This window comes from Vibrio sp. R12-SG2-ISO1, assembly GCF_059834045.1.
Window position 1 is genome coordinate 642368 of sequence record NZ_JCBDGO010000001.1, and the last position, 25373, is coordinate 667740.

At 50.0% G+C, this 25373-nt stretch carries 23 protein-coding genes; 8 read left to right on the plus strand and 15 right to left on the minus strand.

Features of this window, described 5'->3' with window-relative positions:
• Nucleotides 1-40 precede the first annotated feature (40 nt).
• Together AC6R10_RS02945 and ppk2 are read left to right on the plus strand one after the other, a co-directional pair.
• A complete protein-coding gene (locus tag AC6R10_RS02945) occupies nt 41-871 on the plus strand; it encodes a copper homeostasis protein CutC (protein WP_500671397.1) in 831 nt (276 codons plus the stop codon).
• Nucleotides 872-907: 36 nt separating this feature from the next.
• The gene (gene ppk2, locus AC6R10_RS02950) at nt 908-1690 is read left to right on the plus strand and encodes a polyphosphate kinase 2 (protein WP_500629225.1); all 783 of its coding nucleotides are present in this window, start codon (nt 908-910) and stop codon (nt 1688-1690) included.
• On the opposite strand, the gene phoU is transcribed toward ppk2, so the two are convergent.
• The 4 genes from phoU to AC6R10_RS02970 are packed head-to-tail and all read right to left on the minus strand — an operon-like array spanning nt 1687 to nt 7153.
• Entirely contained in the window at nt 1687-2400 is a 714-nt protein-coding gene (phoU, locus tag AC6R10_RS02955) for a phosphate signaling complex protein PhoU (protein ID WP_487901695.1), read from the minus strand. The genes ppk2 and phoU overlap by 4 nt on opposite strands.
• A gap of 24 nt (nt 2401-2424) precedes the next feature.
• On the minus strand, nt 2425-3243 hold the full coding sequence (gene pstB / locus AC6R10_RS02960) for a phosphate ABC transporter ATP-binding protein PstB (RefSeq protein WP_334551352.1): 819 nt from the start codon (nt 3241-3243) through the stop codon (nt 2425-2427).
• Nucleotides 3244-3245: 2 nt separating this feature from the next.
• Nucleotides 3246-4901, minus strand: a complete 1656-nt coding sequence (pstA, locus tag AC6R10_RS02965; RefSeq protein ID WP_500671449.1) for a phosphate ABC transporter permease PstA — start codon at nt 4899-4901, stop codon at nt 3246-3248.
• 38 nt (nt 4902-4939) lie between these two features.
• Nucleotides 4940-7153, minus strand: coding sequence for an ABC transporter permease subunit (locus AC6R10_RS02970; protein WP_500671398.1), 2214 nt, complete (start codon nt 7151-7153; stop codon nt 4940-4942).
• Between the two features lie 209 nt (nt 7154-7362).
• Between AC6R10_RS02970 and ppk1 the strand changes: the two genes are divergently transcribed.
• Together ppk1 and ppx are read left to right on the plus strand one after the other, a co-directional pair.
• Nucleotides 7363-9474: a polyphosphate kinase 1 gene (ppk1, locus tag AC6R10_RS02975; protein ID WP_500627008.1), complete on the plus strand. Its 2112-nt coding sequence runs from the start codon at nt 7363-7365 to the stop codon at nt 9472-9474.
• Nucleotides 9449-10948 (plus strand): exopolyphosphatase, encoded by a 1500-nt coding sequence (gene ppx / locus AC6R10_RS02980; protein ID WP_500629218.1) that lies wholly within the window; start codon nt 9449-9451, stop codon nt 10946-10948. The genes ppk1 and ppx overlap by 26 nt, the downstream gene beginning before the upstream one ends.
• Before the next feature lie 89 nt (nt 10949-11037).
• On the opposite strand, the gene AC6R10_RS02985 is transcribed toward ppx, so the two are convergent.
• The 3 genes from AC6R10_RS02985 to phoB are packed head-to-tail and all read right to left on the minus strand — an operon-like array spanning nt 11038 to nt 14053.
• Nucleotides 11038-12018 (minus strand): PstS family phosphate ABC transporter substrate-binding protein, encoded by a 981-nt coding sequence (locus AC6R10_RS02985; RefSeq protein WP_500671399.1) that lies wholly within the window; start codon nt 12016-12018, stop codon nt 11038-11040.
• Entirely contained in the window at nt 12018-13316 is a 1299-nt protein-coding gene (phoR, locus tag AC6R10_RS02990; RefSeq protein WP_487901700.1) for a phosphate regulon sensor histidine kinase PhoR, read from the minus strand. The genes AC6R10_RS02985 and phoR overlap by 1 nt, the downstream gene beginning before the upstream one ends.
• Nucleotides 13317-13363: 47 nt before the next feature.
• Nucleotides 13364-14053, minus strand: coding sequence for a phosphate regulon transcriptional regulator PhoB (gene phoB / locus AC6R10_RS02995; protein ID WP_334551363.1), 690 nt, complete (start codon nt 14051-14053; stop codon nt 13364-13366).
• A gap of 232 nt (nt 14054-14285) precedes the next feature.
• Here phoB and rdgC point away from each other — a divergent pair, with 232 nt between their 5' ends.
• The 3 genes from rdgC (at nt 14286) to AC6R10_RS03010 (ending at nt 17020) form a co-directional block, all read left to right on the plus strand.
• Entirely contained in the window at nt 14286-15200 is a 915-nt protein-coding gene (gene rdgC / locus AC6R10_RS03000; protein ID WP_500671400.1) for a recombination-associated protein RdgC, read from the plus strand.
• A 162-nt stretch (nt 15201-15362) separates the two neighbouring features.
• A complete protein-coding gene (gene trhP, locus AC6R10_RS03005; RefSeq protein ID WP_334551365.1) occupies nt 15363-16763 on the plus strand; it encodes a prephenate-dependent tRNA uridine(34) hydroxylase TrhP in 1401 nt (466 codons plus the stop codon).
• A 2-nt stretch (nt 16764-16765) separates the two neighbouring features.
• Nucleotides 16766-17020 carry a YfhL family 4Fe-4S dicluster ferredoxin gene (locus tag AC6R10_RS03010; protein ID WP_334551367.1) on the plus strand — a complete coding sequence of 85 codons (255 nt, stop codon included), beginning with the start codon at nt 16766-16768 and terminating at the stop codon, nt 17018-17020.
• Between the two features lie 47 nt (nt 17021-17067).
• On the opposite strand, the gene mepA is transcribed toward AC6R10_RS03010, so the two are convergent.
• From mepA to queA, 8 genes are all read right to left on the minus strand, one after another.
• Entirely contained in the window at nt 17068-17922 is an 855-nt protein-coding gene (gene mepA, locus AC6R10_RS03015; protein WP_500671401.1) for a penicillin-insensitive murein endopeptidase, read from the minus strand.
• 40 nt (nt 17923-17962) lie between these two features.
• A complete protein-coding gene (locus AC6R10_RS03020) occupies nt 17963-18295 on the minus strand; it encodes a DUF1904 domain-containing protein (protein ID WP_487901706.1) in 333 nt (110 codons plus the stop codon).
• An 87-nt stretch (nt 18296-18382) separates the two neighbouring features.
• Nucleotides 18383-18877, minus strand: coding sequence for a hypothetical protein (locus tag AC6R10_RS03025; protein ID WP_500671402.1), 495 nt, complete (start codon nt 18875-18877; stop codon nt 18383-18385).
• 100 nt (nt 18878-18977) lie between these two features.
• Nucleotides 18978-19925, minus strand: a complete 948-nt coding sequence (gene secF, locus AC6R10_RS03030; RefSeq protein ID WP_334551374.1) for a protein translocase subunit SecF — start codon at nt 19923-19925, stop codon at nt 18978-18980.
• A 14-nt stretch (nt 19926-19939) separates the two neighbouring features.
• Complete coding sequence (gene secD / locus AC6R10_RS03035) at nt 19940-21796, minus strand: protein translocase subunit SecD (protein ID WP_334551376.1); 1857 nt, start codon at nt 21794-21796, stop codon at nt 19940-19942.
• Between the two features lie 20 nt (nt 21797-21816).
• Entirely contained in the window at nt 21817-22146 is a 330-nt protein-coding gene (gene yajC, locus AC6R10_RS03040; RefSeq protein WP_334568317.1) for a preprotein translocase subunit YajC, read from the minus strand.
• A 163-nt stretch (nt 22147-22309) separates the two neighbouring features.
• Nucleotides 22310-23443, minus strand: a complete 1134-nt coding sequence (gene tgt / locus AC6R10_RS03045) for a tRNA guanosine(34) transglycosylase Tgt (protein WP_334551378.1) — start codon at nt 23441-23443, stop codon at nt 22310-22312.
• Nucleotides 23444-23498: 55 nt separating this feature from the next.
• Nucleotides 23499-24563 (minus strand): tRNA preQ1(34) S-adenosylmethionine ribosyltransferase-isomerase QueA, encoded by a 1065-nt coding sequence (queA, locus tag AC6R10_RS03050; RefSeq protein ID WP_500671403.1) that lies wholly within the window; start codon nt 24561-24563, stop codon nt 23499-23501.
• 337 nt (nt 24564-24900) lie between these two features.
• On the opposite strand from queA, the gene AC6R10_RS03055 reads away from it, so the two are divergent.
• The gene (locus AC6R10_RS03055) at nt 24901-25341 is read left to right on the plus strand and encodes a CBS domain-containing protein (protein ID WP_334551382.1); all 441 of its coding nucleotides are present in this window, start codon (nt 24901-24903) and stop codon (nt 25339-25341) included.
• The last annotated feature ends 32 nt before the right edge of the window (nt 25342-25373 follow it).

The window sequence follows — 25373 nt, forward strand, 5'->3', positions numbered from 1 at the left end:
TCTCGCTACAATAACGTAAATCCCTTTGGTAACATAACCTATGACCACACACATTGAAGTCTGTATCGATCACATTGAATCTCTTCATCACGCCCTCAAGGGCGGTGCGACACGAATTGAGTTGTGCAGCGCGTTAGCGCTTGGCGGCCTCACCCCCAGTGCCGGATTGATGCGCCTGGCGGGCCGTTACCGTGCCCTGAGAGATATTGCCCAGAAAGAAAGTACCCAGAGAGACTTAGATTCAAACGCAAAAGGCATCCCTATTTACGCCATGATTCGCCCTCGCCAAGGCGACTTTATTTTCAGCGAACAGGATTTAGAGTGCATGCTGCACGACATCGACACCGCCGCGCAAAGTGGCCTTCAAGGCGTCGTAATTGGCGCTCTGACTGCCGATGGGAAAGTGGACACCCACATGACCTCACAACTCGTCGAACGCGCGCACGCCCATCAGTTGGGTGTGACTTTCCATCGCGCGTTTGATCAATGCCAAGATCCCGGTGAAGCCTTGGAAACCATCATCTCGTTAGGCTGTGAGCGAGTCTTAACCTCTGGCCTTGCGTTGACAGCCCCTGAAGGTGTTGCGGTGCTAAAACAGTTAGTGACCCAAGCGCGCGAGCGTATTGTGATTATGGCAGGGGCGGGAGTGAATGCCAGCAACGCGCGCGAGCTCATCAACCAGACCGGCGTGACCGAGCTGCACCTATCAGGAAAAACCCTGCGCCCAAGCTTAATGCGCTCACACTCTCAAGCGGCGATGGGCGAGATTGATGACTATCAGATCCCAGTCACGGATCCAGATGCGATTGCCCAAGTGGTCAAAGCGGTAAAATGTGCCCATTCAAACACTATTGTCCCGAATAAGTGCTAACATATTGATAATAATAAAAGCTTAAAGGGATGCACCATGGCAAAGAACAAGCTTGATAAAGCCTTTTACGAAAGTGAACTGGAACGCTTGCAGATTGAACTGGTCAAGTTGCAAGAGTGGGTAAAGCAAGAAGGTCTGAAAGTCGTGGTGATCTTTGAAGGCAGAGACGCGGCTGGAAAAGGGGGCGTGATTAAGCGCATCACCGAAAAACTCAATCCGCGCGTGTGTCGTGTCACAGCGCTCCCTGCCCCAACAGAAAAAGAGAAAACGCAATGGTATTTTCAACGCTATGTCGCGCATTTACCCAGCGCTGGCGAAATAGTACTGTTTGACCGCAGTTGGTATAACCGGGCTGGTGTTGAAAAAGTGATGGGCTTTTGTAGCGAAGCGCAATACGAAGAGTTTCTCCACTCTTGTCCGGAATTCGAGCGCATGTTGCAGCGCTCTGGCATCATCTTGATTAAGTACTGGTTTTCCGTCTCAGACGAAGAACAAGAGAAGCGCTTTCTTGGTCGTATCAATACCCCCATCAAACGTTGGAAATTCTCGCCTATGGATCTTGAATCCCGAAACCGCTGGGCGGAATATTCAGAAGCGAAGGATAAGATGTTTGCCTACACAGACACCAAACAATCGCCGTGGTGGGTCGTCCCTTCAGATGATAAAAAACGCGCGCGCCTCAATTGCATCAGCCATCTCTTAAGCCAAATTGACTATCAAGAAATCTCTTATCCAGAGATCGTGTTACCGGACATCAACAAAGAAGGCTATATTCGTAAGCCGATGGACGACCAGACGTTTGTCCCAGAGAAGTATTAACGCTTAGGTCCAGAATTCAACGCATCATCAATGCTCTGTTCGCCCAAGTGGCGAACATCTTTACCTTTGACAAAGTAAATGATGTATTCACAAATGTTTTGGCAGCGGTCACCCACACGTTCTATTGCCCGGGCAGACCACATCACTTGCAGGATGTTGGGGATGTTTTTCGGGTCTTCCATCATGTAAGTCATCAACTGACGAATAACGGCTTCGTACTCGGCATCTAACTTATCATCCAGCTTGTACACTTCTGCGGCGGCATCGACATCCATACGAGCGAACGCGTCCAACACTTGATGAAGCATGGTAATCGCTTGGCGACACAAAGGCTCGAGGGAAACTTGAAATTGGCGCTCTTTAGAGGATGGACTCTCAATCGCAACATAAGCCATCTTGGTGGCAACGTCGCCAATACGTTCCAGATCGGTAATGGTTTTGATGATGGCCATGATCAGGCGGAGATCTTTTGCGGTCGGCTGACGCTTGGCGATGATCCGAGTACACGCCTCATCAATCGACACCTCCATCGCGTTCACTTTGTGATCGTCACGTACCACTTTTCGCGCCAATTCGATGTCCTCTTTGTGCAGCGCTTGCATCGCAAAAGAGAGTTGCTGCTCAACTAAGCCTCCCATGGTAAGCACGTGGGTACGAATCGACTCTAGTTCGACATTAAACTGACCTGAAATGTGACGACCAAAATTCATAAACTGTGTGTGACTCCTCTTTGATTATCCGTAACGTCCGGTGATGTAATCTTCGGTTTGCTTTTTCATTGGTGAGGTAAAGATTGAGTCGGTATCGGAGTACTCAATCAATTTTCCCATATGAATAAATGCAGTGTGATCGCTCACCCGCGCCGCCTGCTGCATGTTATGCGTGACAATCACCACAGTATATTTGGTTTTGAGGTCATTGATCAGCTCTTCTATCGTCAAAGTGGAGATAGGATCAAGTGCTGATGTCGGTTCATCGAGCAAAAGGACCTCTGGCTCTATCGCAATCGCGCGCGCAATCACCAAACGCTGCTGCTGACCACCCGATAATCCAAACGCATTTTCGTGCAAGCGATCTTTCACTTCGTCCCATAATGCTGCGGCGCGAAGCGAACGTTCAACCGCATCATCAAGAATTCGGCTGTTTTTGACCCCTTGCAGACGCAAGCCATACACCACGTTTTCATAAATGGATTTGGGAAAAGGGTTGGGACGCTGAAACACCATTCCAACTCGGCGGCGCAACGTCGCAACATCGACCCCCGGATGGTAGACGTTTTTTTTATGCAGTTTCACTTTGCCTTCGACGCGGCAGCCTTCGACCAAGTCGTTCATACGATTAATGCAGCGCAGCAAGGTCGACTTTCCGCACCCCGATGGACCGATGAACGCCGTCACCTGACCTTTAGGGATGCGCATTGAAATATCACTCAGCGCTTGCTTGTGACGATAAAACAAGTTGAGGCCATCGATCTCGATCGCCGTTTGTTCATCGCTTAGGTTACGCACATCTAGCGGCGCTCGGTAGCCTAAGGTTTGGTTCACTGAAAACATGCTTAATCTTGTCCAAAGGTTCGATATTTTTCGCGTAAATTATTGCGAATACTGATGGCGGTTAAGTTGAGCCCGATGATGACCGTGACCAATAAAAAAGAGGTCGCGTACACTAAGGGACGCGCGCTTTCGATATTGGTGGTCTGAAAACCGACATCGTAGATATGAAAGCCCAAATGCATAAACTTACGCTCAAGGTGCAAAAAGGGAAACTGGCTGTCAACGGGCAAGCTGGAGGCCAACTTCACCGCCCCAACCAACATCAGCGGCGCCACTTCTCCCGCGGCGCGAGCCACGGCGAGAATCAATCCGGTGATAATTGCAGGGCTAGCCATCGGCAGAACGATGCGCCACATGGTCTCGAACTGTGTCGCGCCTAATGCCAAAGAGCCGTGACGCACCGAGCTCGGGATGCGGCTTAAGCCCTCTTCCGTGGCCACGATGACCACAGGCAAAGTCAATACCGCCAAAGTGAGCGCTGACCAAAGTAGACCTGGCGTTCCAAACGTCGGACTGGGCAGCTTTTCAGAATAGAAGAGCGCATCAATCGAGCCACCTAAGGTGTAGACGAAAAAGCCTAACCCAAAGACACCATAAACGATCGAAGGCACCCCAGCCAAGTTGATCACCGCCACACGAATCACTCGAGTAAACGCGTTGTTGTGCGCATACTCATGTAAGTAGACTGCTGCAATCACGCCCAGTGGCATAACAATAATCGACATGATGATCACCAGCAACACGGTACCAAACATAGCCGGAAATACGCCCCCTTCCGAGTTGGACTCTCTGGGATCATCGGTCAGAAACTTCCAAGCTTGCAGCGACCACTGGCCAAGTTTTTCGAGCAGAGACATATCATTGGGATACCACACATCCAACATCTCACGCAGTGGAATCGTCACCTGTGTGCCTTGCATATCCACCACAACCAGTCCTTGAAGATCAAGCTCATCACGCCAATCATCAAGCCTCGCTTCCATCGCCATCAACTGCTGGCTAAAGCCTTGGGATTGCTGCTGATAACGTAGCAAAAAGGCATCGTCTATATTTCCGTTGAGTTCTCGCTTTCGATACTCCAAGCGTAGCTTATCTGCCTGCGCGCTGAGCACTTTGATCTGCTTCTCGACCAGATTCTCAATGTCGCCCCGCACCTCTTTTGCAAACGCCAGTCCACGACCAATCGCCACATCCACATTTTGGCTCATCTCGCCATCGGCTTGTCGATAAGCGATGGGTCGACCAAAAAAATCACCGCCGCGCGTGCGCTCAATCACCGCCCACCCGGAAGGGGTCGTGCGATCTAACACCTCAGTTTCAAGTACAGACACAAAATCGGCAGAATAGAGATCGCGGTTGGCGACTTTAATACTCAAGCGCTCAACCAACCCTCGCTCTTCCACCTCATCTGACAATTCAATAGCCATCTCTTGTAAATGATTAATGGGCACCGATTCCGTCGCGTAGAGTTGCCCCACCAGCACCTCACCTTGAGAGGTCTGCCATTGATAGAGTGGAGAGGGCCAGAAAAACGAGAGACCTTTCCAACCAATCAGCAGCAATAAGCCCAGTACCGAGAGTAAGCTCACACTGACCGCACCGCCGGTGAGCCAAATCCAAGGAGAGCCGGATTTCAGCCATTGATAACCCGATTTCATACTAATCATGGCTCACCGCCTGAGCGGTTTTGACTCGCTTACAACGCACGATACTTCTCTCTTAACCTCTGACGCACCCACTCCGCCATCGAGTTCACTGCAAAAGTGAACATCAACAAAATCAACGCCGCTAGGAATAGCAATCGGTAATGGGAACTGCCTACTTCCGACTCCGGCATCTCAACCGCGATCGTTGCGGATAATGTGCGCATCCCTTCCAATATGTTCCAATCAAGGATCGGGGTGTTACCGGTGGCCATCAGCACAATCATCGTCTCACCAACGGCGCGACCAAGCCCCATCATGACGGCCGAAAAAATACCCGGACTGGCGGTAAGCAACACCACGTGTACTAAGGTTTGCCACTGTGTCGCCCCCAAGGCCAATGACCCGTCCGATAAGTGTTTCGGTACCGAGAAGATGGCGTCTTCTGCAATGGTAAAAATAGTGGGGATCACCGCAAACCCCATCGCAAACCCGACCACTAGAGCATTGCGCTGATCAAAACCAATCCCGTGCTGCGCCAAATACGCACGCACATCGCCACCAAACAACCACTCTTCTAAACCGCTCGTGTGAGAAAGCACCACCACCGTCAGTAAGATGATCACCGGCATAAGAATCACCGCATGCCAGCCATTGGCAAAGTGACGCTTCCATATTTTGGGTAGACTTTGCCACAGCGCCCCGGCCACTACGGTAGACAGCGGCAAAGCAATCAACAGTACCACCACAGACGCGAGATAGTTCTCAACAATCGGTGCAAACCACAGCCCCGCCAGAAAGCCGATGATGACCGTCGGTAGCGCCTCCATCAGCTCGATAGAGGGCTTGACGACTCGGCGCATCGCTGGCGTCATAAAATAAGCGGTATAAATGGCGCCCAATACCGCAATCGGTACCGCGAACATCATGGCGAACAATGCCGCTTTGATGGTGCCAAACGCGATCGGCACCAAGCTGAATTTGGCTTCAAACTCATCATTGGCTGAGGTGGTTTGCCAGACAAACTCTGGCTCTGGGTAGCCTTCATACCACACTTTTTGCCACAGAGAAGACAACGAGATTTCGGGGTATGGATTATCGAGATGCGAGACAGACAACTGGTCGCCACTTTGGGTCAACAAGTATTGTTCATTGTTGGACATCACCGCTAAGGTGGGCGCTTTATCAAAGGCTCGGTTAAACAGGACCAACTTTTCACTGGTGGTGTAGTGGCTTTGAACCGTGCCATTGGTATAAAAACTGTAGAACCCTTTGCGATAGGTATCAGGCAGCAGCAGCTGTAACTGCGGTGCGAGTTGAAACTCTCGAATCGGCATCAAGTGGCGCTCACCCTCTTTGAGCACATCAAACCACTGCGACACTTTGCCGTCTTGGTGGCTCACTAACAAAGAGTAAGCGCCCGCTAACAGCTGCACCTCACTCACCGCATGTTTGACGTCGCCTGCACTTAAATCGACCACTTCACGAACGGAGAACCCCTGACGCTGTTTGGTGGCAATGACCAGCTCAGATGCGCTGCGCAAATATAGCGTGTCACCATTTGGGGTGAGCAAAAGCTGATCTAAATCGATAAAAGGCTGTGGAAACTCAAATTCTTGGCGTTTCCCGTTGGAATCTAACCAACGGACACGGATGCGATTGTCGTCATAGTAGCCGACCAAAGTGAAATTATCGTGCGTGAAGGCATCGCGGTCTGCAAAAGCAAACGCGCGCAACTGAGCGTCAGTAGCTGACTCACCCATGAGTAAATCCAGCGGCGGCATAACGACATCGACACTCGGGGTGAGTACTCGCTCACCATTTGCCAACCTGCTGCTTAATTCAGGGCGAAAGAGCGTCACCTGCCCTGATGGCGTCGCCATCGCATGCCAAGGGTTTACACCAATACCAGAGGCAAACAAGGTGTGCTGCGCCCCCAAGTCATAGTGATAAATCGCGTCGCGGCGCTCATCATTGAGCGCCCAAAACTTGAGTGTACCGAGAGAGGATAAGGTATAAGCGGAGTGGCCATAGTCATCGACGCCCAGCGCAACGATAGACTGCTCATCTATCGTTTTAGTCGCCAAATTGGGCGTGATCTTGGCGTCAGAAAACAGAGGCAAGACCATCATGGCGAGATAAACAAAGATCAGCACCAGCGCCGCAAGCACGCCGACGCCACCCGCAGAGACAGCCAGTTTTACGATTCTATCTTTAATAAGTCGTTTTCTGTCACGTTCTCGTAACGAAAAATCGCCTTTAACCATCTGTCCCACTTACCTAAATTAACCCAAGCGTATAATATTTCCATTAGGTGACAATTATATTACAGCTCACATTAAGCAACTGAAAGTAGTGTAATAAAAACCTGCAATAAAAATGTCATATAAAGATCTTAGCTTGGCTACCAGTTTGGTCTTATTAAGTCCTTACTCTATAGCGCCCCTTAGAGAAGGCACGTTGCAAAGGTTGGGTTATGAGTGCTGAAAAACTGTATATCGAAAAAGAGCTAAGTTGGCTGTCGTTTAATGAACGCGTACTCCAAGAAGCGGCAGATAAAGAAGTGCCACTCATCGAAAGAATTCGATTTTTAGGCATATTTTCCAACAACTTGGACGAGTTTTATAAAGTTCGATTTTCCGATGTCAAACGTCGCATTTTAATCAATCAAGAGCGTGGAGGCAGTGACAACCCCAAACATCTGCTGAGTAAAATGCAGAGCAAAGCGCTCAAACTGAATGATAAATTTGATGAGCTCTACTCTGAGCTCATCCGCGAAATGGCGCGTCGGCGGATTTTTTTAGTCAACGAAACTCAGCTTAGTGACGCACAACAAAAGTGGATAAAAAAATATTTTCGCAATGAAGTGGTTCCGCATATCACCCCGCTTTTGATGCGTGACGACATCGATGTGCTGCAATTCCTAAAAGATGAATACGCCTACATCGCTGTCGACTTACGCAAAGGCGAACACAATCAATATGCCTTGATAGAGATCCCCACCGACCACTTGCCTCGCTTTGTCATGGTGCCAGAACAGAAAGGCAAACGGCGCAAAACCATCATTCTTCTCGATAACATCATCCGATACTGTTTGGATGAACTCTTCAGTGGCTTTTTTGAGTATGACGAGCTAAACGGCTACGCGATGAAAATGACGCGTGACGCCGAATACGACCTCAGTCACGAAGTCGAGCACAGCCTTCTTGAGCAAATGTCTGAAGGGGTCAGTCAGCGCTTAACCGCGATGCCGGTTCGCTTTGTCTATGAGCGTGACATGCCCACCGAAATGCTGAGCTTTTTGTGCGATAAGCTGAAAATCTCCAACTACGACAGTTTGATCCCAGGTGGCCGCTACCACAACTTTAAAGACTTTATTGGTTTTCCCAATGTGGGCCGTGACTACCTCGAAAACAAACCCTTACCGCCGATGAAATGCGCCGATTTCGACGGGTATGCCAACGCCTTTGATGCCATCAAAGCGCAAGATATCTTACTCTATTACCCCTATCACACATTTGAGCACATCAGCGAAATGGTGAGGCAGGCATCGTTCGATCCGAAAGTACTGAGCATCAAGATCAATATTTATCGCGTTGCCAAAGATTCGCGCCTGATGAACTCGATTATCGATGCGGTGCACAATGGCAAAAGTGTCACAGTGATTGTAGAGCTTCAGGCTCGATTTGATGAAGAAGCCAACATTGAGTGGTCGCGGATTCTGACCGAAGCCGGCGTGCATGTCATTTTTGGCGCGCCCGGATTAAAAATCCACTCTAAATTGCTCTTGATTACACGCCGCGAAGATGACGACATCGTCCGCTATGCGCACATCGGCACCGGCAACTTCCATGAAAAAACCGCCCGTATCTACACCGATTTCTCGCTTCTCACCGCAGACCCTGAGCTCACTAACGAAGTGCGCAATGTGTTTGGCTACATTGAGAACCCGTATCGACCGGTGCGCTTCAATCACTTAATTGTCTCACCACAAAACTCTCGCAAGCAGCTCTATCGCCTCATCGACGCAGAAATTGCCAATGCGAAAGAGGGTAAAAAAGCTGCTATTACTCTGAAAGTCAATAACCTAGTGGATCGCGGACTGGCAAATAAACTCTACGGCGCGAGCAGCGCAGGGGTAGAGATAAAGATGATCATTCGTGGTATGTGCTCTTTGGTGCCGGGTATTGATGGCGTGAGCGACAACATCAAAATCATCAGCATCGTCGACCGATTCTTAGAACACCCGCGCGTTCTCATCACGCACAATGATGGAGACCCCAAAGTGTACATCTCATCAGCAGATTGGATGACACGGAATATCGACTATCGGATCGAAGTCGGTGCTCCAGTGCGTGACGAACGTCTTAAACAGCGCATTATCGATATCATCAACATCCACTTTACCGATACAGTAAAGGCGAGGTGGATAGACAAAGAGATGAGCAATACCTATGTGCCACGCGGAAACCGAAAGAAAATTCGCTCACAGATTGCCATTTACGACTATCTTAAGAATGTAGAAAAACAGACAAAGAAACAGAAAGAGCTTTCAATCACTCATGACCCAAACACCGGAAATTCGTGATGTTGCCGCGATTGACCTTGGCTCAAACAGCTTCCACATGGTGGTCGCCAAAGTTGTAGACCAAGACTTGCAACTGGTAAGTCGACACAAGCAGCGAGTCCGTCTCGCAGCTGGGTTAGATGCACAAAAAAATTTAGACAACGCCGCCATTGAACGTGGCTTAGAATGTTTGACCATCTTCGCTGAGCGACTGCAAGGGTTTGAGGAGAGCAATGTGCGTATCGCCGCAACGCACACCCTACGTCAAGCCAACAACGCGCATATCTTTTTGCAGCGAGCCCGTGACGTACTGCCCTTTCCCATCGAGATCATCCCCGGTATTGAAGAAGCACGCCTAATTTATCTGGGGGTTGCCCACACGCAACCGGCCTCTGACTCCAAATTGGTGGTAGACATTGGCGGTGGCAGTACCGAAATGATCATAGGGCAAGGCTTCGAACCGCATTTAGTCAACAGTAAGCAGATGGGGTGCGTCAGCTTTACTAAGCACTATTTCAAAAACAACAGGCTGTCGAAGAAGAACTTTGCCAAAGCGACCTTAGCCGCGGAGCAAAAGTTGGAGTCCATTGCCCATCAATATCGCAAGAAAGGCTGGGAAGTCGCGTTTGGCTCCTCAGGGACCATTAAGGCCATTCGTGATGTACTGGTCGGAATGGGCTTTGAAGATGGCATTATCGACAGCAAACGACTCGACAAGCTCATCGAAAAACTGTGTGAGTGGGAGACGATTGATGACATCAACCTCACCGGCCTCACACCGGAACGTCAGCCTGTGTTTGCGGCGGGTGTGGCGATCCTTGCCGCCATTTTCAAAGATTTCAAAATCAACGAAATGCACTTTTCAGAGGGCGCACTGCGAGAAGGCTTACTCTACGAAATGGAATCGCGCTTTAAGCGCTCCGACATCCGCATGCGCACCACGGAAAACCTTGCCAGTAAACATCTGGTCGATCTAGAGCATGCGGCCAAAGTCAAAGGCCATGCCCGCGAGTTTTTGGATCAAACCCACCAAGAGCTTGGCATTAACAAACACTCTGAGCTGTTTGATTTGCTCGAATGGAGCGCGTTATTGCATGAAGTAGGGCTTAGCATCAGCTTACAAGCCTTCCACCGCCATTCGGCTTACATTCTCAAACATACCTACATGCCCGGCTTTAACCGAGAGCAGCAAACCATTCTCGCCATGTTAGCGCGCTTTCAGCGCAAAGCGTTAAAGCTCAATGAAATGGAAGAGTTTTCGCTGTTTAAGAAAAAGCACGTCATCAGTTTAATTCGCATTCTGCGCCTCGCCATCTTGCTCAACGGTCAGCGCAACGATGACCCACTGCCAGCCCTGACACTGAAAGTCGATGGCGACAGTTGGACCTTGAAGTGTGATGAAGCCCAGTGGTTGGAACACAACAAGCTGCTCCATGCCGATCTGCTTTGCGAGCAAGAATACTGGAACAGTGTCGGCTGGGAACTGACCTTTTAGACTCAGTCTCTCTCATAAAACGAAAAAACGCCGCGTTATAAGTGAACGCGGCGTTTGTTTAACCTTATGATGACGACGTCTTCGTCATTTCAATTACGTAGAGAAAGGCCGACTTTTTCTAATTCCTGCTGCGCGATTTCAGGCGATAGAGGGACATAACCATCTTTGCTCACCAGAGCTTGCCCTTGTTTAGAGTAAATAAAGCGAATGAACTCTCGCTCGATCGGAGGCAGCGGTTTGTCAGGATGCTTGTTGACATACACATACAGGTAACGCGACAAAGGGTACCGACCAGTCAAAATGTTTTGATAACTCGGCGCGATGTAATCCTCGCCCTCTTTGGCAATCGGCAACAGCTTCACACCTGACACTTGATAGCCTACGCCAGAGTAGCCGATCGTATTGATCGCAGAGGCCACCGATTGGACGACCGATGCCGATCCCGGCTGCTCATTGACGTTATTTTTAAAGTCACCGCCGCATAAGGCGTTGTTTTTAAAATAGCCGTACGTACCGGAGACCGAGTTACGACCAAACATTTGAATCGCACGCTTTGCCCATTGGTAGTCGAGTGCTAGTTGGGTCCAAAACTCGATACTCTCCGTACCGCCACAACGTAAAGTCGCGGAAAAAATACGATCAAGCTGAGAAAAATTGAGCCCTTCAATCGGATTGTCGCGGTGGACAAAAACGCCAATCGCGTCGATGGCGACGCGTAACTCTGTGGGTTTGTAACCATGCTCGCGCTCAAAGGCCTCAATTTCACGGTTGCGCATTTCGCGGCTCATCGGGCCAAATTGCGCCGTTCGCTCAGTTAATGCTGGGGGAGCGGTGGAAGAACCAGACGCCTGGACTTGACCATTAATACTGGGATAAATCAGCGTAAACTCTTCCATCCATAAGGTGGTCATACCGGCAAGCGTATCAGAGCCAACACTGCTCAGGCTTCCGCTAACGCCGCGTACTTTTTGATACTCTTGCAATCCTGTCGCTCGAGCAGGGCCAGTCAATAGCCCCAATACCGCCACACCAATCGTGATGATGATTGGCCACGCTTTTTGGCGCCCCATTACTTCACCACCAAACGTTTTGGCAACAAGAAGGAGAACTTACTGCCCACACCGACTTGCGACTCAATTTCAAGATGTGAATCGTGGTGGGTTAACGCATGTTTAACGATGGCAAGACCGAGTCCACTTCCGCCGGTATCACGCGAGCGTGCCTTATCCACTCGGTAAAAACGCTCGGTTAAACGGTGAATATGCTGTTTCTCGATCCCTTCACCGCTGTCTTCCACTTCAAGCCTCGCCCCTTGTGCCGTTTCATACCAACGCACATTGACCGTTGCACCGGCTGGGGTGTATTTCACGGCGTTATAGACCAGATTAGAAATAGCGCTGCGCAATTGATCTTCGTCACCAAGCACTCGTAACGTGTCATCGACATCAAAGTGGAGCTGATGGTTATGCTCGCCACTGAGGCTCGCCGCTTCTTTCTCAAGCACATCCAGCATCGCGGGGACGTTCACGACATCTTCAAGCTCATGCATGGGCGCCGCTTCGATCTTAGAGAGGGTCAACAACTGATTGACCAAACTGTTCATGCGGTTTAGCTGCTCGGTCATCACGCCGTGTGCCTTACTCCACATCGGGCCGACCACCATGTCTGGGTCTTCCGTCATTTCCAGGTACCCTTGCAGCACGGTCATCGGCGTACGAAGTTCATGAGACACGTTGGCGAAGAAATTGCGGCGCATCCCCTCAAGCTGCTTGAGCTGAGTGACGTCACGCACCACCATCAAGTGCTCCCCTTCGGTATAAGGCACAATACGTAGTTCGAGCATTCGCTCGACGTTCAACGGTGAACGCATTTCCAGAGGGACAGAGAAATCTTGCTTATTGAGATATTTGATGAAATCAGGGGTACGAATTAGATTCGATATCGGCTGGCCCGAATCATCTGGCCAGCGAAATCCAAGCAGATGCTGGGCGAGCTTGTTGCACCAGACAATGTTGCCTTCACTGCGAAACACCACGACTGCATCGGGTAAGGATTCGGCACCGTTGCGGAAACGGCGGATAAGATTGGTCAGCTCTTTGCGCTTTTTTCGCTGACGCTGCTGCAAGCGGTAAATGCCATTAAATAGCGACTCCCAGTTACCAGACCCCGACGGTGGCGTCAGGCGCTTTTCGTCCCACAGCCAAGCAGATAAACGTATTTGATTGTGCAGATGCCACAGCAACTGAATCGCCGTCGCGGCTAACAACAGCCACGGCAGATAGCCAAATACCCAACCAATGAGTACCCAAGGGGTGTAAAAAAAAGCCAGCTCCCAGGCCAGCTTTTTCCAAGTTAACCGTTCTACCACTTACCTCTCCGTTTTGCTTTCCTTATGACCTCACACGTTTAATGTGATTATGCTTTGGTGGAGAAGCGATAACCTGCACCACGCACTGTTTGGATCAACTTATCGTGCCCGGCGGCTTCGAGTGCTTTGCGTAAACGACGGATATGAACGTCAACCGTACGATCTTCCACGTACACGTTGGTTCCCCAGACGTTATTGAGCAACTGCTCGCGGCTGTAGACACGCTCTTGGTGAGTCATAAAGAAGTGCAACATTTTGAATTCCGTTGGCCCCATATCGACAGGCTCATCGTTCGCTGTCACACGGTGAGAAACGGGATCCAATTTGAGTCCTTGAACATCAATCACATCTTCCAGCGCAGTGGGCGTCACGCGGCGAATTACCGCTTTAAGCCTCGCCACCAGCTCTTTCGGTGAAAATGGCTTGGTGATGTAATCATCCGCACCCACTTCAAGGCCACGAACCTTGTCTTCTTCTTCACCACGCGCTGTCAGCATCACTACCGGAATGTTGCGTGTCAGCTCTTCACGCTTCATGTGTTTGATGAAATTAATACCGCTGCCGCCAGGGAGCATCCAATCTAGCAGCACTAGATCTGGGAAGGGTTCAGCCAATTTGGTTACTGCAGTATCGTAATCTTCTGCTTCTACTGCTTGGTAACCTTTTTGTTCAAGAACAAAACACAGCATTTCACGAATTGGTGCCTCGTCTTCAACAACCAGAATCCTTCTAGACATAATCATTTAACCTTATGTTCGTTGAGTTTACTCAATGATTAGGGCGGGCAGCCTGCCGCCTCTTGATGCATAGGCATTATTACTAGCAATTATGACACTTTTGTGACCTTTGAAAACAAATTTTCATATAACTTTTATTCTGGATTCATCTTCATATTTTGCATTTCGGCTAAGACAATCTGGTTGAAATTCCTTATTATTGCCGACTTACTTGTAGCACTAGAGAGATCATATGTGGTTTAAAAACTGTCTGGTTTATCGCTTTAACCGCGATATTGAGTTCAATGCAGACCAATTAGAAAAACAGCTCCAAGAGTTTCGTTTTACGCCATGTGGCAGCCAAGACAAGCAAAAATTCGGTTGGGTCACCGCCATGGGGAAACACGGCGACATGATGACGCACGTTTCCGAAAACCGCATTCTTATCTGCGCCAAGAAAGAAGAGAAAATGTTGCCCGCTTCCGTGATCAAAGAGTCACTGAACGCTAAAGTGGATGCCATGGAAGCGCAAGAAGGTCGACCACTGAAAAAGAAAGAAAAAGAGACCTTAAAAGACGACATCGTGATGGATTTGCTACCGCGTGCCTTTAGCCGCAGTAACCACACCTATGTGCTGATTTTGCCGAGCGAAGGCTTTATTTTGGTGGATGCGAGCAGCTACAAAAAAGCCGAAGATGTCTTAGCTCTACTGCGTAAAACCATGGGAAGCTTACCCGTCGTGCCTGCCATCCCGGAAAAACCGCTCGAACTTACAATGACAGAATGGGTAAAGAGCGGCGATCTCCCAGCAGGCCTACAAATGCTTGACGAGGCCGAACTAAAATCGGTACTGGAAGAAGGCGGTATTATCCGTTGTAAAAAGCAAGAGCTCACCAGTGATGAGATTCGCAGCCACATTGAAGCGGATAAGCAAGTCACCAAACTCGCCTTGTGGTGGCAAGAGCGCTTGGAGTTTATTTTGGCCGACGACGGCAGCATCAAACGCCTCAAGTTTTCAGATGAACTGAGAGATCAGAACGAAGATATTCCTCGTGAAGATCAAGCGGCGCGCTTTGATGCCGACTTTTCACTGATGTGCAGCGAAATGAGCACCTTCTTACCGGATCTCTACCGCATGCTCGGTGGACTACCGCACCCGAACGCGTAATCTTCTGCCCCTAACTCTCTTCAGCGCCTTCGCTTCGAAGGCGTTTCATTACTCTCTCTTATGTTTTCCTAGTCACCACAGCGTATTTGACGTAAAATTTGCGCCCCTGATTCCATATGGTGGAATCGGCCTGACTTGAGATCAGATTGAAGAGAAATGACTATGACCACTGAGAAAGCTTTTGTTCCTGAGCTACTGTCACCGGCAGGCAGCTTGAAAAACATGCGTTATGCCTTTGCCTACGGCGCTGATGCCGTTTACGCGGGCCAACCTCGTTACAGCCTGCGCGTTCGTAACAACGAGTTCAACCACGAAAACCTAAAAATCGGTATCGATGAAGCGCATGCGCTGGGTAAAAAACTCTACGTGGTGTGCAACATCCAGCCGCACAACTCAAAGCTAAAAACCTTTATCCGCGACCTTAAACCTGTGGTCGAAATGGGCCCAGACGCCTTAATCATGTCTGACCCAGGTCTGATTATGATGGTACGTGAAGCCTTCCCTGATATGCCAATCCACTTATCAGTACAAGCGAACGCGGTGAACTGGGCGACGGTAAAATTCTGGGCTGCCAACGGTGTTGAACGCGTGATTGTTTCTCGTGAGCTTTCTCTAGAAGAGATCGAAGAGATCCGTGAACACTGCCCTGAAACAGAGCTCGAAGTCTTTGTTCACGGTGCACTATGCATGGCGTATTCTGGTCGCTGTCTGCTTTCTGGCTACATCAACAAGCGTGATCCGAACCAAGGGACATGTACGAACGCATGTCGTTGGGAATACAAAGTTGAGCAAGGCAAAGAAAACGACACTGGCGACATCGTTGAGAAGTTTGATCCATCACAGGCCCAGCCTGTTGAAGTTCAAGACGAGCGCCCTGAAACCACGATTGGTCGTGGCAAACCAACCGATGAAGTGGTGCTGCTTTCTGAAGCTCACCGTCCAGAAGAAAAGATGGCCGCTTACGAAGATGAGCACGGCACTTACATCATGAACTCGAAAGATCTCCGTGCGGTTCAGCACGTTGAGCGTCTAACGAAGATGGGTGTTCACTCGCTGAAAATCGAAGGCCGCACTAAGTCTTTCTACTACTGTGCGCGCACCGCGCAAGTCTACCGTAAAGCGATCGATGATGCGGTTGCAGGTCGTCCGTTTGATGAGAGCCTAATGGGCACGCTTGAAAGCTTAGCTCACCGTGGTTACACCGAAGGCTTCCTTCGTCGTCACACGCACGATGCGTACCAAAACTACGACTACGGCTACTCTGTTTCCGATTCTCAGCAGTTTGTCGGTGAGTTTACCGGTAAACGTCGTGGTGACATGGCAGAAGTGGAAGTGAAGAACAAATTCGTTGTGGGTGATAGCCTTGAGCTTATGACACCTAAAGGTAATGTAGTCTTCACGCTTGAAGCGATGGAAAACCGCAAGTCTGAGTCTATCGATGACGCAAAAGGCAATGGCCACTTTGTCTTCATTCCAGTCCCGCAGGATTTGGATCTGGAATTTGGTCTATTGATGCGTAACCTTAATGCTGGTCAGGATACCCGTAACCCAACAGGTAAATAACCATGGCGTTGCTGATCACGGATAAGTGCATTAACTGCGATATGTGTGACCCTGAGTGCCCTAACGGCGCTATCTCTATGGGTGACAGCATATTCGAGATCGACCCTGATCTCTGTACAGAGTGTAAAGGGCACTACGACAAACCCACTTGTCAGTCTGTGTGTCCGATCACCAAATGCATTATCACGGACCCAAACCATATTGAAACCGAAGAGGAACTGCTCGAAAAGTTCGTCATCATTCAAGGGTTAGCCTAATACCAAAAACGCCGCTCATCGAAGCGGCGTTTTTTATTCCTACCTTGTCACTGCTCAAGCAAGGCTTGGCATTGGCTCGGCATCACCTTTGGCTTTCGTTTTGCTGACGCCGTGGTGCTGCTCGTTTTCGTGCTAGGTTTGGGCTGTGGTTTCCAACTGGCAAGCTCTGCGCCGCAACCATCCCCCGCAGGAGGCGCGGCTTGAGGTTGACAGGCATCACTGCCCTTAGGGCAGCGAAGCCGAACATGCATATGGTAATGATGCCCCCACCAAGGCCTGACTTTGCGAAGCCATGTTCTGTCTTGGCTCTCTTCGCTGCGACACAAGGTGTCTTTGATTACGGGGTGAACAAAAATTCGAGCGACGTCGTCATCACTGGCTGCAAGCTTGATCAAATCAAAATGACGACGGTCCCAGCTCGCTTTCACTAAGCGGTATTGCTCTAGGTTGACCACGCTCACAGGCTCAGGTTTGGCCAACTGAGGGGAGCTCAATGGCGCATCCGCCAACCTAAGCCAAATGTCGATATCGAGCCCCGTTTGATGACTTGAATGGCCAGACGAAAAGCGCCCGCCTTGTGGCAGCGAGAGATCGCCAATCAAGAGCGAGGTGTTCAACGTTCGATACGCTTGCTCAGCCAAATGTTCGATGTAGCGAATCGCACTGGGGTGAGCATAGTATCGAGCGCGCTGGCTGCGCAGCACTTGATACCCTTCCCCTTCAAGCGGTAGCGCCTTGGCCCCGGCTAAGCAGCCATTGGCGTAGCTTCCTATCGCCTGCGGCTGAGATTGAGACGGAGATGAAATGGCCTCCCAAGGCGTGGCACTGACCGATGAGCCAAAGCTCATCATCAAAGCGATAGGTAGAAAGGCGCTAAGTCGCCAAATCGTCCCTGTTTGCATGACTCGTCCCTTCCCTCAATTCACCGTTGCCACTCAGCGTTTAATAATGGTCACCATTATCATAATAGCCCCTGGCTTCAAGCGCCGTGAAAATTACCGCTACATCGACCTCTTCGCCAAGCACGCCGCGAACCTGACGAGTAATGATGCTCGCGACCGCATCTTGGGTCTCTTGGCCGCGATCAAACCACAACACTTCGACAAACGGATACGCTTGGCTGACCTCTCCATCGTAAAAAAACGTGGTATAGATGTATTCAAAGGTGAAATCCTCTTTGGGGCAATCCATGTGCGGTTGCAGCTCATCAAGCAGTGTTGAGGATAAGGTTTGAACCGTTTGCGGCTCCACTGCTCGAAAACGTAGATGAGGCATAGATAAGATCCTATTGTTGAGTTTGCTCCATAATAACAAGATATTGAGCAATGCCCATCGCATTCCTGCATGCGACGACCTCTAACATTATCGTGGCTTGAACGTCACGCGAAGAACCCCATCCTGACTGACGATCACCGCTCGCCAATCTGGATGTTGATAGACCAGGCGCTGGGTCGATTCAGGTGAGGCTTGCCCCAGAAGCCGCACTATTTTGGTTTCGACCTCTTGGTTTGACGCAAGCGCGAGTTCTGTCTCGATATTTAAACTCTGATCATCGATGGTGACGTGGTTGAGCACAAAACCATCTTGGCGAAGATGTAACTGCAGCCGACTCCATTGATGGGTTGAAAACGATGACAGTAATGTGATTGAGAACGTTGCGCCGTCTAAGGTGGCTTCAGCGATATAGTGCTCTTTGTGGAAGTCCAGCGCCATCTCACACCAAGTATCGCGCTCACACGCCTGCCAAGTTTCCTGGATCTCTTGGCGTATTGCATCGCCATTCAATATCGGTATCAACAGCGTATTGGCGCAGGCCAGTGGACTCACCAGCATCACTATCAACAATCGAATTCTCATCACTCTTCCTTCGGTGAGTAGGAACAAAAAAGCCGCTGACATCAGCGGCTTTGGAGTAGCTCAAATAGAGGTAGCGAGCACGGAGAATGCAAGAGAGCCATTAAGGCATCTCATCAAACTCAGCGCCCTCTTTTTCAACTTGAGGTGGCATCAGGTGCTCTCGGGTGATACCCAGCTTCAATGCCAGCGCAGAAGCGACATAGATAGAAGAGTAGGTACCCACTGTGATACCAAGCAATAGCGCAGTGGCAAAACCGTGAATCATCGCACCACCTTGGGTGAACAAGGCGATCACCACAAACAAGGTCGTGCCCGAAGTGATCAAGGTACGACTCAGTGTTTGGGTAATGGAGTTGTTCATGACCTCAGCCGATTCGCCTTTACGCATCTTGCGGAAGTTTTCACGGATACGGTCAAAGACAACAATCGTATCGTTGAGCGAGTAGCCGACCACCGTTAGCAAGGCTGCGACAATGGTAAGATCCACTTCAATTTGCATCAAAGAGAAGATGCCCAAGGTGATGATAACGTCGTGCGCCAAAGCAAGTACCGCGCCCGCCGCCAAACGCCACTCAAAGCGCACCGAGACGTAAATCAAGATACAGATCAGCGACACCAAGATCGCCAGACCGCCCGCTTCTGTCAGCTCATCACCCACGTTCGGGCCGACAAACTCGATACGGCGCATCTCTACGTTTTCACCCGTGCCCTCTTTAATGGCACTGATGATTTGGTTGCCTAAGGTTTCGCCTGAAGCGTCATCACGAGGACGCAAACGCACCATGACATCACGGGCACTACCAAAGTTTTGCACCGTAGCGTCACCGAAGCCTTTGGCATCCAGCGCACCACGAATCTCTTCAAGGTTTGCCGGTTGCTCAAAGCCCACTTCAATCAGCGTACCGCCAGTGAAGTCTAAGCCCCAATTCAACCATTTAGTTGATAGCGTGAAGAGCGCCGCAGCGATCATTACAATAGACAGCGCGAATGCTGCCTTTGACCAACGCATAAAGTCGATCGTTTTCTCTGCTTTTAGAATCTGAAACATACGTATTCCTAGCCCTAGATCGACAGTTTATTAATGCGCTTACCGCCGTACAGTAGGTTAACCACACAACGGGTACCAACGATAGCAGTAAACATGGAGGTCAAAATACCGATAGACAGCGTGACCGCAAAACCTTTGATGGCACCAGTACCGACGGCAAACAAGATGATCGCGGTGATCAGCGTCGTGATGTTTGCATCCGCAATAGTACTGAACGCGTTGGCGTAACCTTGGTGAATCGCTTGTTGTGGATTGCGGCCATCACGCAGCTCTTCTCGGATACGCTCAAAAATCAGCACGTTAGCATCCACCGCCATACCGACCGTCAAGACAATACCGGCAATCCCTGGCAGCGTCATGGTTGCCCCTGGAATCATCGACATTACCCCAATGATCAACACCAAGTTCGCCATCAGCGCCATGTTGGCAATCAAGCCAAACTTACGGTAGTAGAGCAAGGTAAACAGCATCACTGCGACCATACCCCAAATACACGCTTGGACACCCATATCGATGTTCTGCTGTCCCATTGATGGACCAATGGTACGCTCTTCAACAATCGAGATTGGCGCAATCAAAGCCCCCGCACGGAGTAGCAACGCAAGGTTATGCGCTTCGGCGGCAGAATCGATACCTGTGATGCGGAAGTTACGCCCAAGTGCCGATTGAATGGTCGCTTGGTTGATCACTTCTTCATGCTTAGACAGAATCACTTTGCCTTCAGGAGTACGTTTACCGCTGTCTTTGTACTCTGCAAATACCGTCGCCATCAGCTTACCGATATTTTGACGCGAGAACGCCGACATCTTGTTCCCACCTTCACTGTCGAGTGAGATGTTCACCTGCGGGCGACCATACTCATCCACGCTGGAGCTCGCATCCGTGATGCTTGAACCACCAAGAATGACACGCTTTTTCAGCACGACAGGGCGACCATCGCGATCTTGCTTGATTTCACTGCCCGCTGGCGCGCGACCACTGGCAGCGGCCGCAAGGTCAGCGCTCGCATCCACTTCACGGAACTCAAGCGTCGCCGTCGCACCGAGAATTTCTTTCGCGCGAGCGGTGTCTTGTACGCCCGGAAGCTCCACCACAATGCGGCTTGCACCTTGACGCTGAACCAATGGCTCCGCAACACCTAGTTCGTTCACACGGTTACGCAAAATGGTAATGTTCTGCTCGACCGCGTAGTTGCGAATTTCGGTGAGGCGTTGCTCGGTAAAGGTTGCTTTGAGTGCAAAGCGGCTCTCGCTGCCTGACTCCACAAACAACATGTCAGGGTGTAGACCTTCGAGAACACGTTTCGCTTGCGCGAGCTGCTCGCCATCACGAAGCAGCACTTCGACCGCATCTTTGCCCAGTGGGCGAATGGCGCGGTAACGAATTTTCTCTTCGCGAAGCTCACTACGAAACGCTTCTTCTTGCTGGCCGACGAGTTTTTCCATCGCCGCGTCCATATCCACTTCCATCAGGAAGTGAACACCACCACGCAAATCTAGACCTAACTTCATTGGCGCAGCGCCAATCGCTTCTAGCCAGTCCGGTGTGGATGGTGCAAGGTTAAGCGCGACAATCGTATCGTTACCGAGCGCTTCGCTGATGACGTCGCGCGCACTGATTTGCGTATCGGTACTCGTAAAGCGTACAAGGATGGATCCATTTTCTAGAGCAATGGATTTATGAGATAAGCCCTCTTTTTCAAGAGCTTGAGTGACAGAGTCCAGCGTTGACAGATCAACAGAGGCGCCGCGCGCCCCTGTCACTTGAATTGCCGGATCTTCACCGTATAAATTCGGAAGTGCGTACAACGCAGCGATAGCGATGGTTAGCACCACCATCAAATACTTCCATAACGGATAGCGGTTAAGCACAGCGAGGATCCTCTAGCTGTTTATAGAGATTTCAGCGTACCTTTTGGTAGCACTGCAGTCACGAAGTCTTTCTTGATCACAACTTCGTTGTTCGCGTTAAGTTCGATTGAGATGTAATCGTTGTCTTCTGCAATCTTAGTGATCTTACCCACTAGACCACCGCTCGTCAGCACTTCGTCACCTTTGCCCATAGAAGCCATTAGGTTCTTGTGCTCTTTCACACGCTTAGACTGTGGGCGGTAGATCATGAAGTAAAAGATAACCGCGAACATACCTAGCATGATCAACATTTCGAAACCGCCACCTGCTGGTGCGCCTTCAGCGGCTGCGTGAGCTTGAGAAATAAACATTAAAATAATCCTCTATTTATATTTTATTGATATCCAAATTGGGCTTTAGCCAAACACTTTCAAGGGTCAGATTAAACAATAGAGATCACCCTCTCAAAAATGCACGCTGTTTGCCTATTTTATTAGCAAAAGCCTCTGACCATAGGTCAAAGGCTTTCAATCGTTATGCTTTCGTCAGTGGCGGCACTTCGCGGTCACGACGTGCATAGAACTCTTCCACAAACGCGTCAAAGCGGTCTTCATCGATCGCCTTACGGATGCTTGCCATCAAGCGTTGGTAGTAGCGCAAATTGTGAATCGTGTTCAAACGCGCGCCCAAAATCTCATTGCAGCGCTCTAGGTGATGCAAATAGGACTTCGAGTAGTTTTGGCAAGTGTAACAGTCACAATGTGGATCCAATGGCGTGGTATCCGTTTTGTGTTTTGCATTACGGATCTTGATCACACCGCCAGTGACAAACAAGTGGCCATTACGAGCGTTGCGCGTTGGCATCACACAGTCAAACATGTCAATACCACGGCGAACACCTTCTACCAAATCTTCCGGTTTGCCAACCCCCATTAAGTAACGAGGTTTGTCTTCAGGCAGTTGCGGACAGGTGTGCTCAAGAATGCGGTGCATGTCTTCTTTTGGCTCGCCTACGGCCAAACCGCCCACAGCGTAACCATCAAAGCCGATGTCTGTCAGACCTTTCACTGACACATCACGCAAGTCTTCGTACACGCCGCCCTGAACAATACCAAAGAGGCTGTTCGGGTTTTCAAGCTTATCAAAATGATCGCGTGAACGCTGCGCCCAACGCAGTGACATTTCCATCGATTTCTTCGCTTCATCGTGTGTCGCTGGGTATGGCGTACACTCGTCAAAGATCATCACAATATCGGAGCCCAGATCGTATTGAATTTCCATCGACTTTTCAGCGTCCATGAAAATTTTGTCACCGTTCACCGGGTTACGAAAGTGAACCCCCTCTTCGGTGATCTTACGAATATCACCAAGACTGAAGACCTGGAAGCCACCAGAGTCAGTCAAAATCGGCCCTTGCCAGTTCATAAAGTCATGCAGGTCACCATGCAGCTTCATCACTTCTTGCCCCGGGCGTAACCACAGGTGGAAAGTGTTACCAAGCAAGATCTCGGCGCCGATCCCTTTTACTTCTTCAGGGGTCATGCCTTTCACCGTACCATAGGTACCCACAGGCATAAACGCTGGCGTTTGCACGGTTCCGCGCTCAAAGGTCAATTGACCACGGCGCGCAACGCCATCTTTTTTCTTAAGTTCAAATGTTAACTTCACGAAGCCTCCAGTGTCAGAGAAACAGTCTGACGGTTTAATATCGCACCAACGCCAATTACGCGTTAGCGCTCTGAGTCTTTTTGGTGATGAACATGGCATCGCCATAAGAGAAAAAGCGATATTGCTTCTTCACCGCGTGGCGGTAGGCGTTCATCGTATTGTCGTAGCCCGCAAATGCACTCACCAGCATGATGAGCGTCGACTCTGGGAGATGGAAATTGGTGATAAGCGCATCCACCAATTGATACTCATAGCCAGGATAGATGAAGATTTCCGTATCACCGAAAAATGGCGCCAGTGGCGTGCCTTTTTTCAACGCATCTTGCGCGGCACTTTCTAAAGAGCGTACCGACGTGGTACCGACCGCAATCACTCGACCGCCACGTGCCCGAGTGGCTTGAATTGCCTCGACCACCTCTTGTGGTACTTCAACGTATTCAGCGTGCATGTGGTGGTCATTGATGTTCTCAACCTTCACTGGCTGGAATGTCCCCGCCCCAACGTGCAACGTCACGTAAGCAAATTCTGCCCCTTTCTGAGCGATTTTATCCAGTAGAGGCTGGTCAAAGTGCAAGCCTGCTGTCGGCGCCGCAACTGCGCCAGGTTTTTGGTTGTAAACCGTTTGATAACGCTCTTTGTCTGAGTCTTCGTCTGGGCGATCAATGTAAGGTGGCAGCGGCATATGCCCTATCTGCTCTAAGATGGAGAGCACATTGAGATTGGATTGAAAATCGAGTTCGAACAAGGCGTCATGACGCGCGACCATCAGGGCAGAAAATTCATCATTGTCGCCGACAAAAATGGTCGAGCCCGGCTTGGGTGATTTTGAGCAGCGCACATGGGCGAGAATGCGCGTTTCGTCGAGCACTCGCTCAACCAACACCTCAAGTTTGCCGCCCGATGCTTTACGCCCAAAGAGGCGCGCAGGAATCACTCGAGTATTGTTAAACACCACTAAGTCGCCAGGCTGAATCTTGTCGAGAACATCGGTAAATGTGCCATCAACCAATTCACCGCTGTTGCCATCCAACTGCAGTAAACGGCTCGCCGTACGCTCTGGTTGTGGGTAACGAGCAATCAGCTCATCAGGCAGGTCAAAATGAAAATCGGATACTTGCATATTACTAGTCTATCGCAGTGCATGAATGAGGCCGCAATGAAGGCGCCCCAATTCAGGGTTAGATTCAAATGCTTGCTCGCTCTGATTCTGTCACAAACAGACGACAAGTTTTTCGCAGCCGACTAGTATATGCGCCGCACGGTCAATAGCAAGAAAAGAGAGTGGATTTCTTCCGAACCGTACCGGAATAAGGTTAAGCAAAAGCGCAAGTTTTGCACCTTGTCACGCCGCATCAATTCGCTGCATCAAAGAGCATAAAAATAGGTCGAGCTCTCACATTCAACGCTGGAAAGTGACTATATTTAAAGAGTGAAAAATAACAACTCAGGAGGCAGCCATGATCAAGGTCGAAGACATGATGACGCGTAATCCACACACGCTTCTCCGCTCTCACAATCTTGGCGACGCAAAGAACATGATGACCGCACTGGACATCCGCCACATTCCCATTGTCGATGCGAATAAAAAACTGCTTGGAGTGGTGTCACATCGCGATGTATTAGCCGCCCAAGAATCAAGCTTACAAGCCCTACCAGAGAGCCAATCTTATACGCTACAAACGCCGCTATACGAAGTGATGAAAACCAGTGTGATGACGGTTGATCCACAAGCAGGGCTCAAAGAGAGCGCCGTCTACATGCAAAAACACAAAGTGGGCTGCTTGCCCGTGGTGCACAAAGGCCACTTGGTCGGCATCATTACCGACAGTGACTTTGTTTCTATCGCCATCAATTTGCTTGAGCTGCAAGAAGAGTCTGAGCCGGAGGAGATGGAATAAGTCCATATCGATGAAATGGGACGATAAACAAA

What these genes read in the sequence shown, in the direction of transcription:
- AC6R10_RS02945 (WP_500671397.1), top strand. Translation starts at nt 41, where the DNA reads ATGACCACACACATTGAAGTCTGTATCGATCACATTGAATCTCTTCAT.
- ppk2 (WP_500629225.1), top strand. Translation starts at nt 908, where the DNA reads ATGGCAAAGAACAAGCTTGATAAAGCCTTTTACGAAAGTGAACTGGAA.
- phoU (WP_487901695.1), bottom strand. Translation starts at nt 2,400, where the DNA reads ATGAATTTTGGTCGTCACATTTCAGGTCAGTTTAATGTCGAACTAGAG.
- pstB (WP_334551352.1), bottom strand. Translation starts at nt 3,243, where the DNA reads ATGTTTTCAGTGAACCAAACCTTAGGCTACCGAGCGCCGCTAGATGTG.
- pstA (WP_500671449.1), bottom strand. Translation starts at nt 4,901, where the DNA reads ATGAAATCGGGTTATCAATGGCTGAAATCCGGCTCTCCTTGGATTTGG.
- AC6R10_RS02970 (WP_500671398.1), bottom strand. Translation starts at nt 7,153, where the DNA reads ATGGTTAAAGGCGATTTTTCGTTACGAGAACGTGACAGAAAACGACTT.
- ppk1 (WP_500627008.1), top strand. Translation starts at nt 7,363, where the DNA reads ATGAGTGCTGAAAAACTGTATATCGAAAAAGAGCTAAGTTGGCTGTCG.
- ppx (WP_500629218.1), top strand. Translation starts at nt 9,449, where the DNA reads ATGACCCAAACACCGGAAATTCGTGATGTTGCCGCGATTGACCTTGGC.
- AC6R10_RS02985 (WP_500671399.1), bottom strand. Translation starts at nt 12,018, where the DNA reads ATGGGGCGCCAAAAAGCGTGGCCAATCATCATCACGATTGGTGTGGCG.
- phoB (WP_334551363.1), bottom strand. Translation starts at nt 14,053, where the DNA reads ATGTCTAGAAGGATTCTGGTTGTTGAAGACGAGGCACCAATTCGTGAA.
- rdgC (WP_500671400.1), top strand. Translation starts at nt 14,286, where the DNA reads ATGTGGTTTAAAAACTGTCTGGTTTATCGCTTTAACCGCGATATTGAG.
- trhP (WP_334551365.1), top strand. Translation starts at nt 15,363, where the DNA reads ATGACCACTGAGAAAGCTTTTGTTCCTGAGCTACTGTCACCGGCAGGC.
- AC6R10_RS03010 (WP_334551367.1), top strand. Translation starts at nt 16,766, where the DNA reads ATGGCGTTGCTGATCACGGATAAGTGCATTAACTGCGATATGTGTGAC.
- mepA (WP_500671401.1), bottom strand. Translation starts at nt 17,922, where the DNA reads ATGCAAACAGGGACGATTTGGCGACTTAGCGCCTTTCTACCTATCGCT.
- AC6R10_RS03020 (WP_487901706.1), bottom strand. Translation starts at nt 18,295, where the DNA reads ATGCCTCATCTACGTTTTCGAGCAGTGGAGCCGCAAACGGTTCAAACC.
- AC6R10_RS03025 (WP_500671402.1), bottom strand. Translation starts at nt 18,877, where the DNA reads ATGAGAATTCGATTGTTGATAGTGATGCTGGTGAGTCCACTGGCCTGC.
- secF (WP_334551374.1), bottom strand. Translation starts at nt 19,925, where the DNA reads ATGTTTCAGATTCTAAAAGCAGAGAAAACGATCGACTTTATGCGTTGG.
- yajC (WP_334568317.1), bottom strand. Translation starts at nt 22,146, where the DNA reads ATGTTTATTTCTCAAGCTCACGCAGCCGCTGAAGGCGCACCAGCAGGT.
- queA (WP_500671403.1), bottom strand. Translation starts at nt 24,563, where the DNA reads ATGCAAGTATCCGATTTTCATTTTGACCTGCCTGATGAGCTGATTGCT.
- AC6R10_RS03055 (WP_334551382.1), top strand. Translation starts at nt 24,901, where the DNA reads ATGATCAAGGTCGAAGACATGATGACGCGTAATCCACACACGCTTCTC.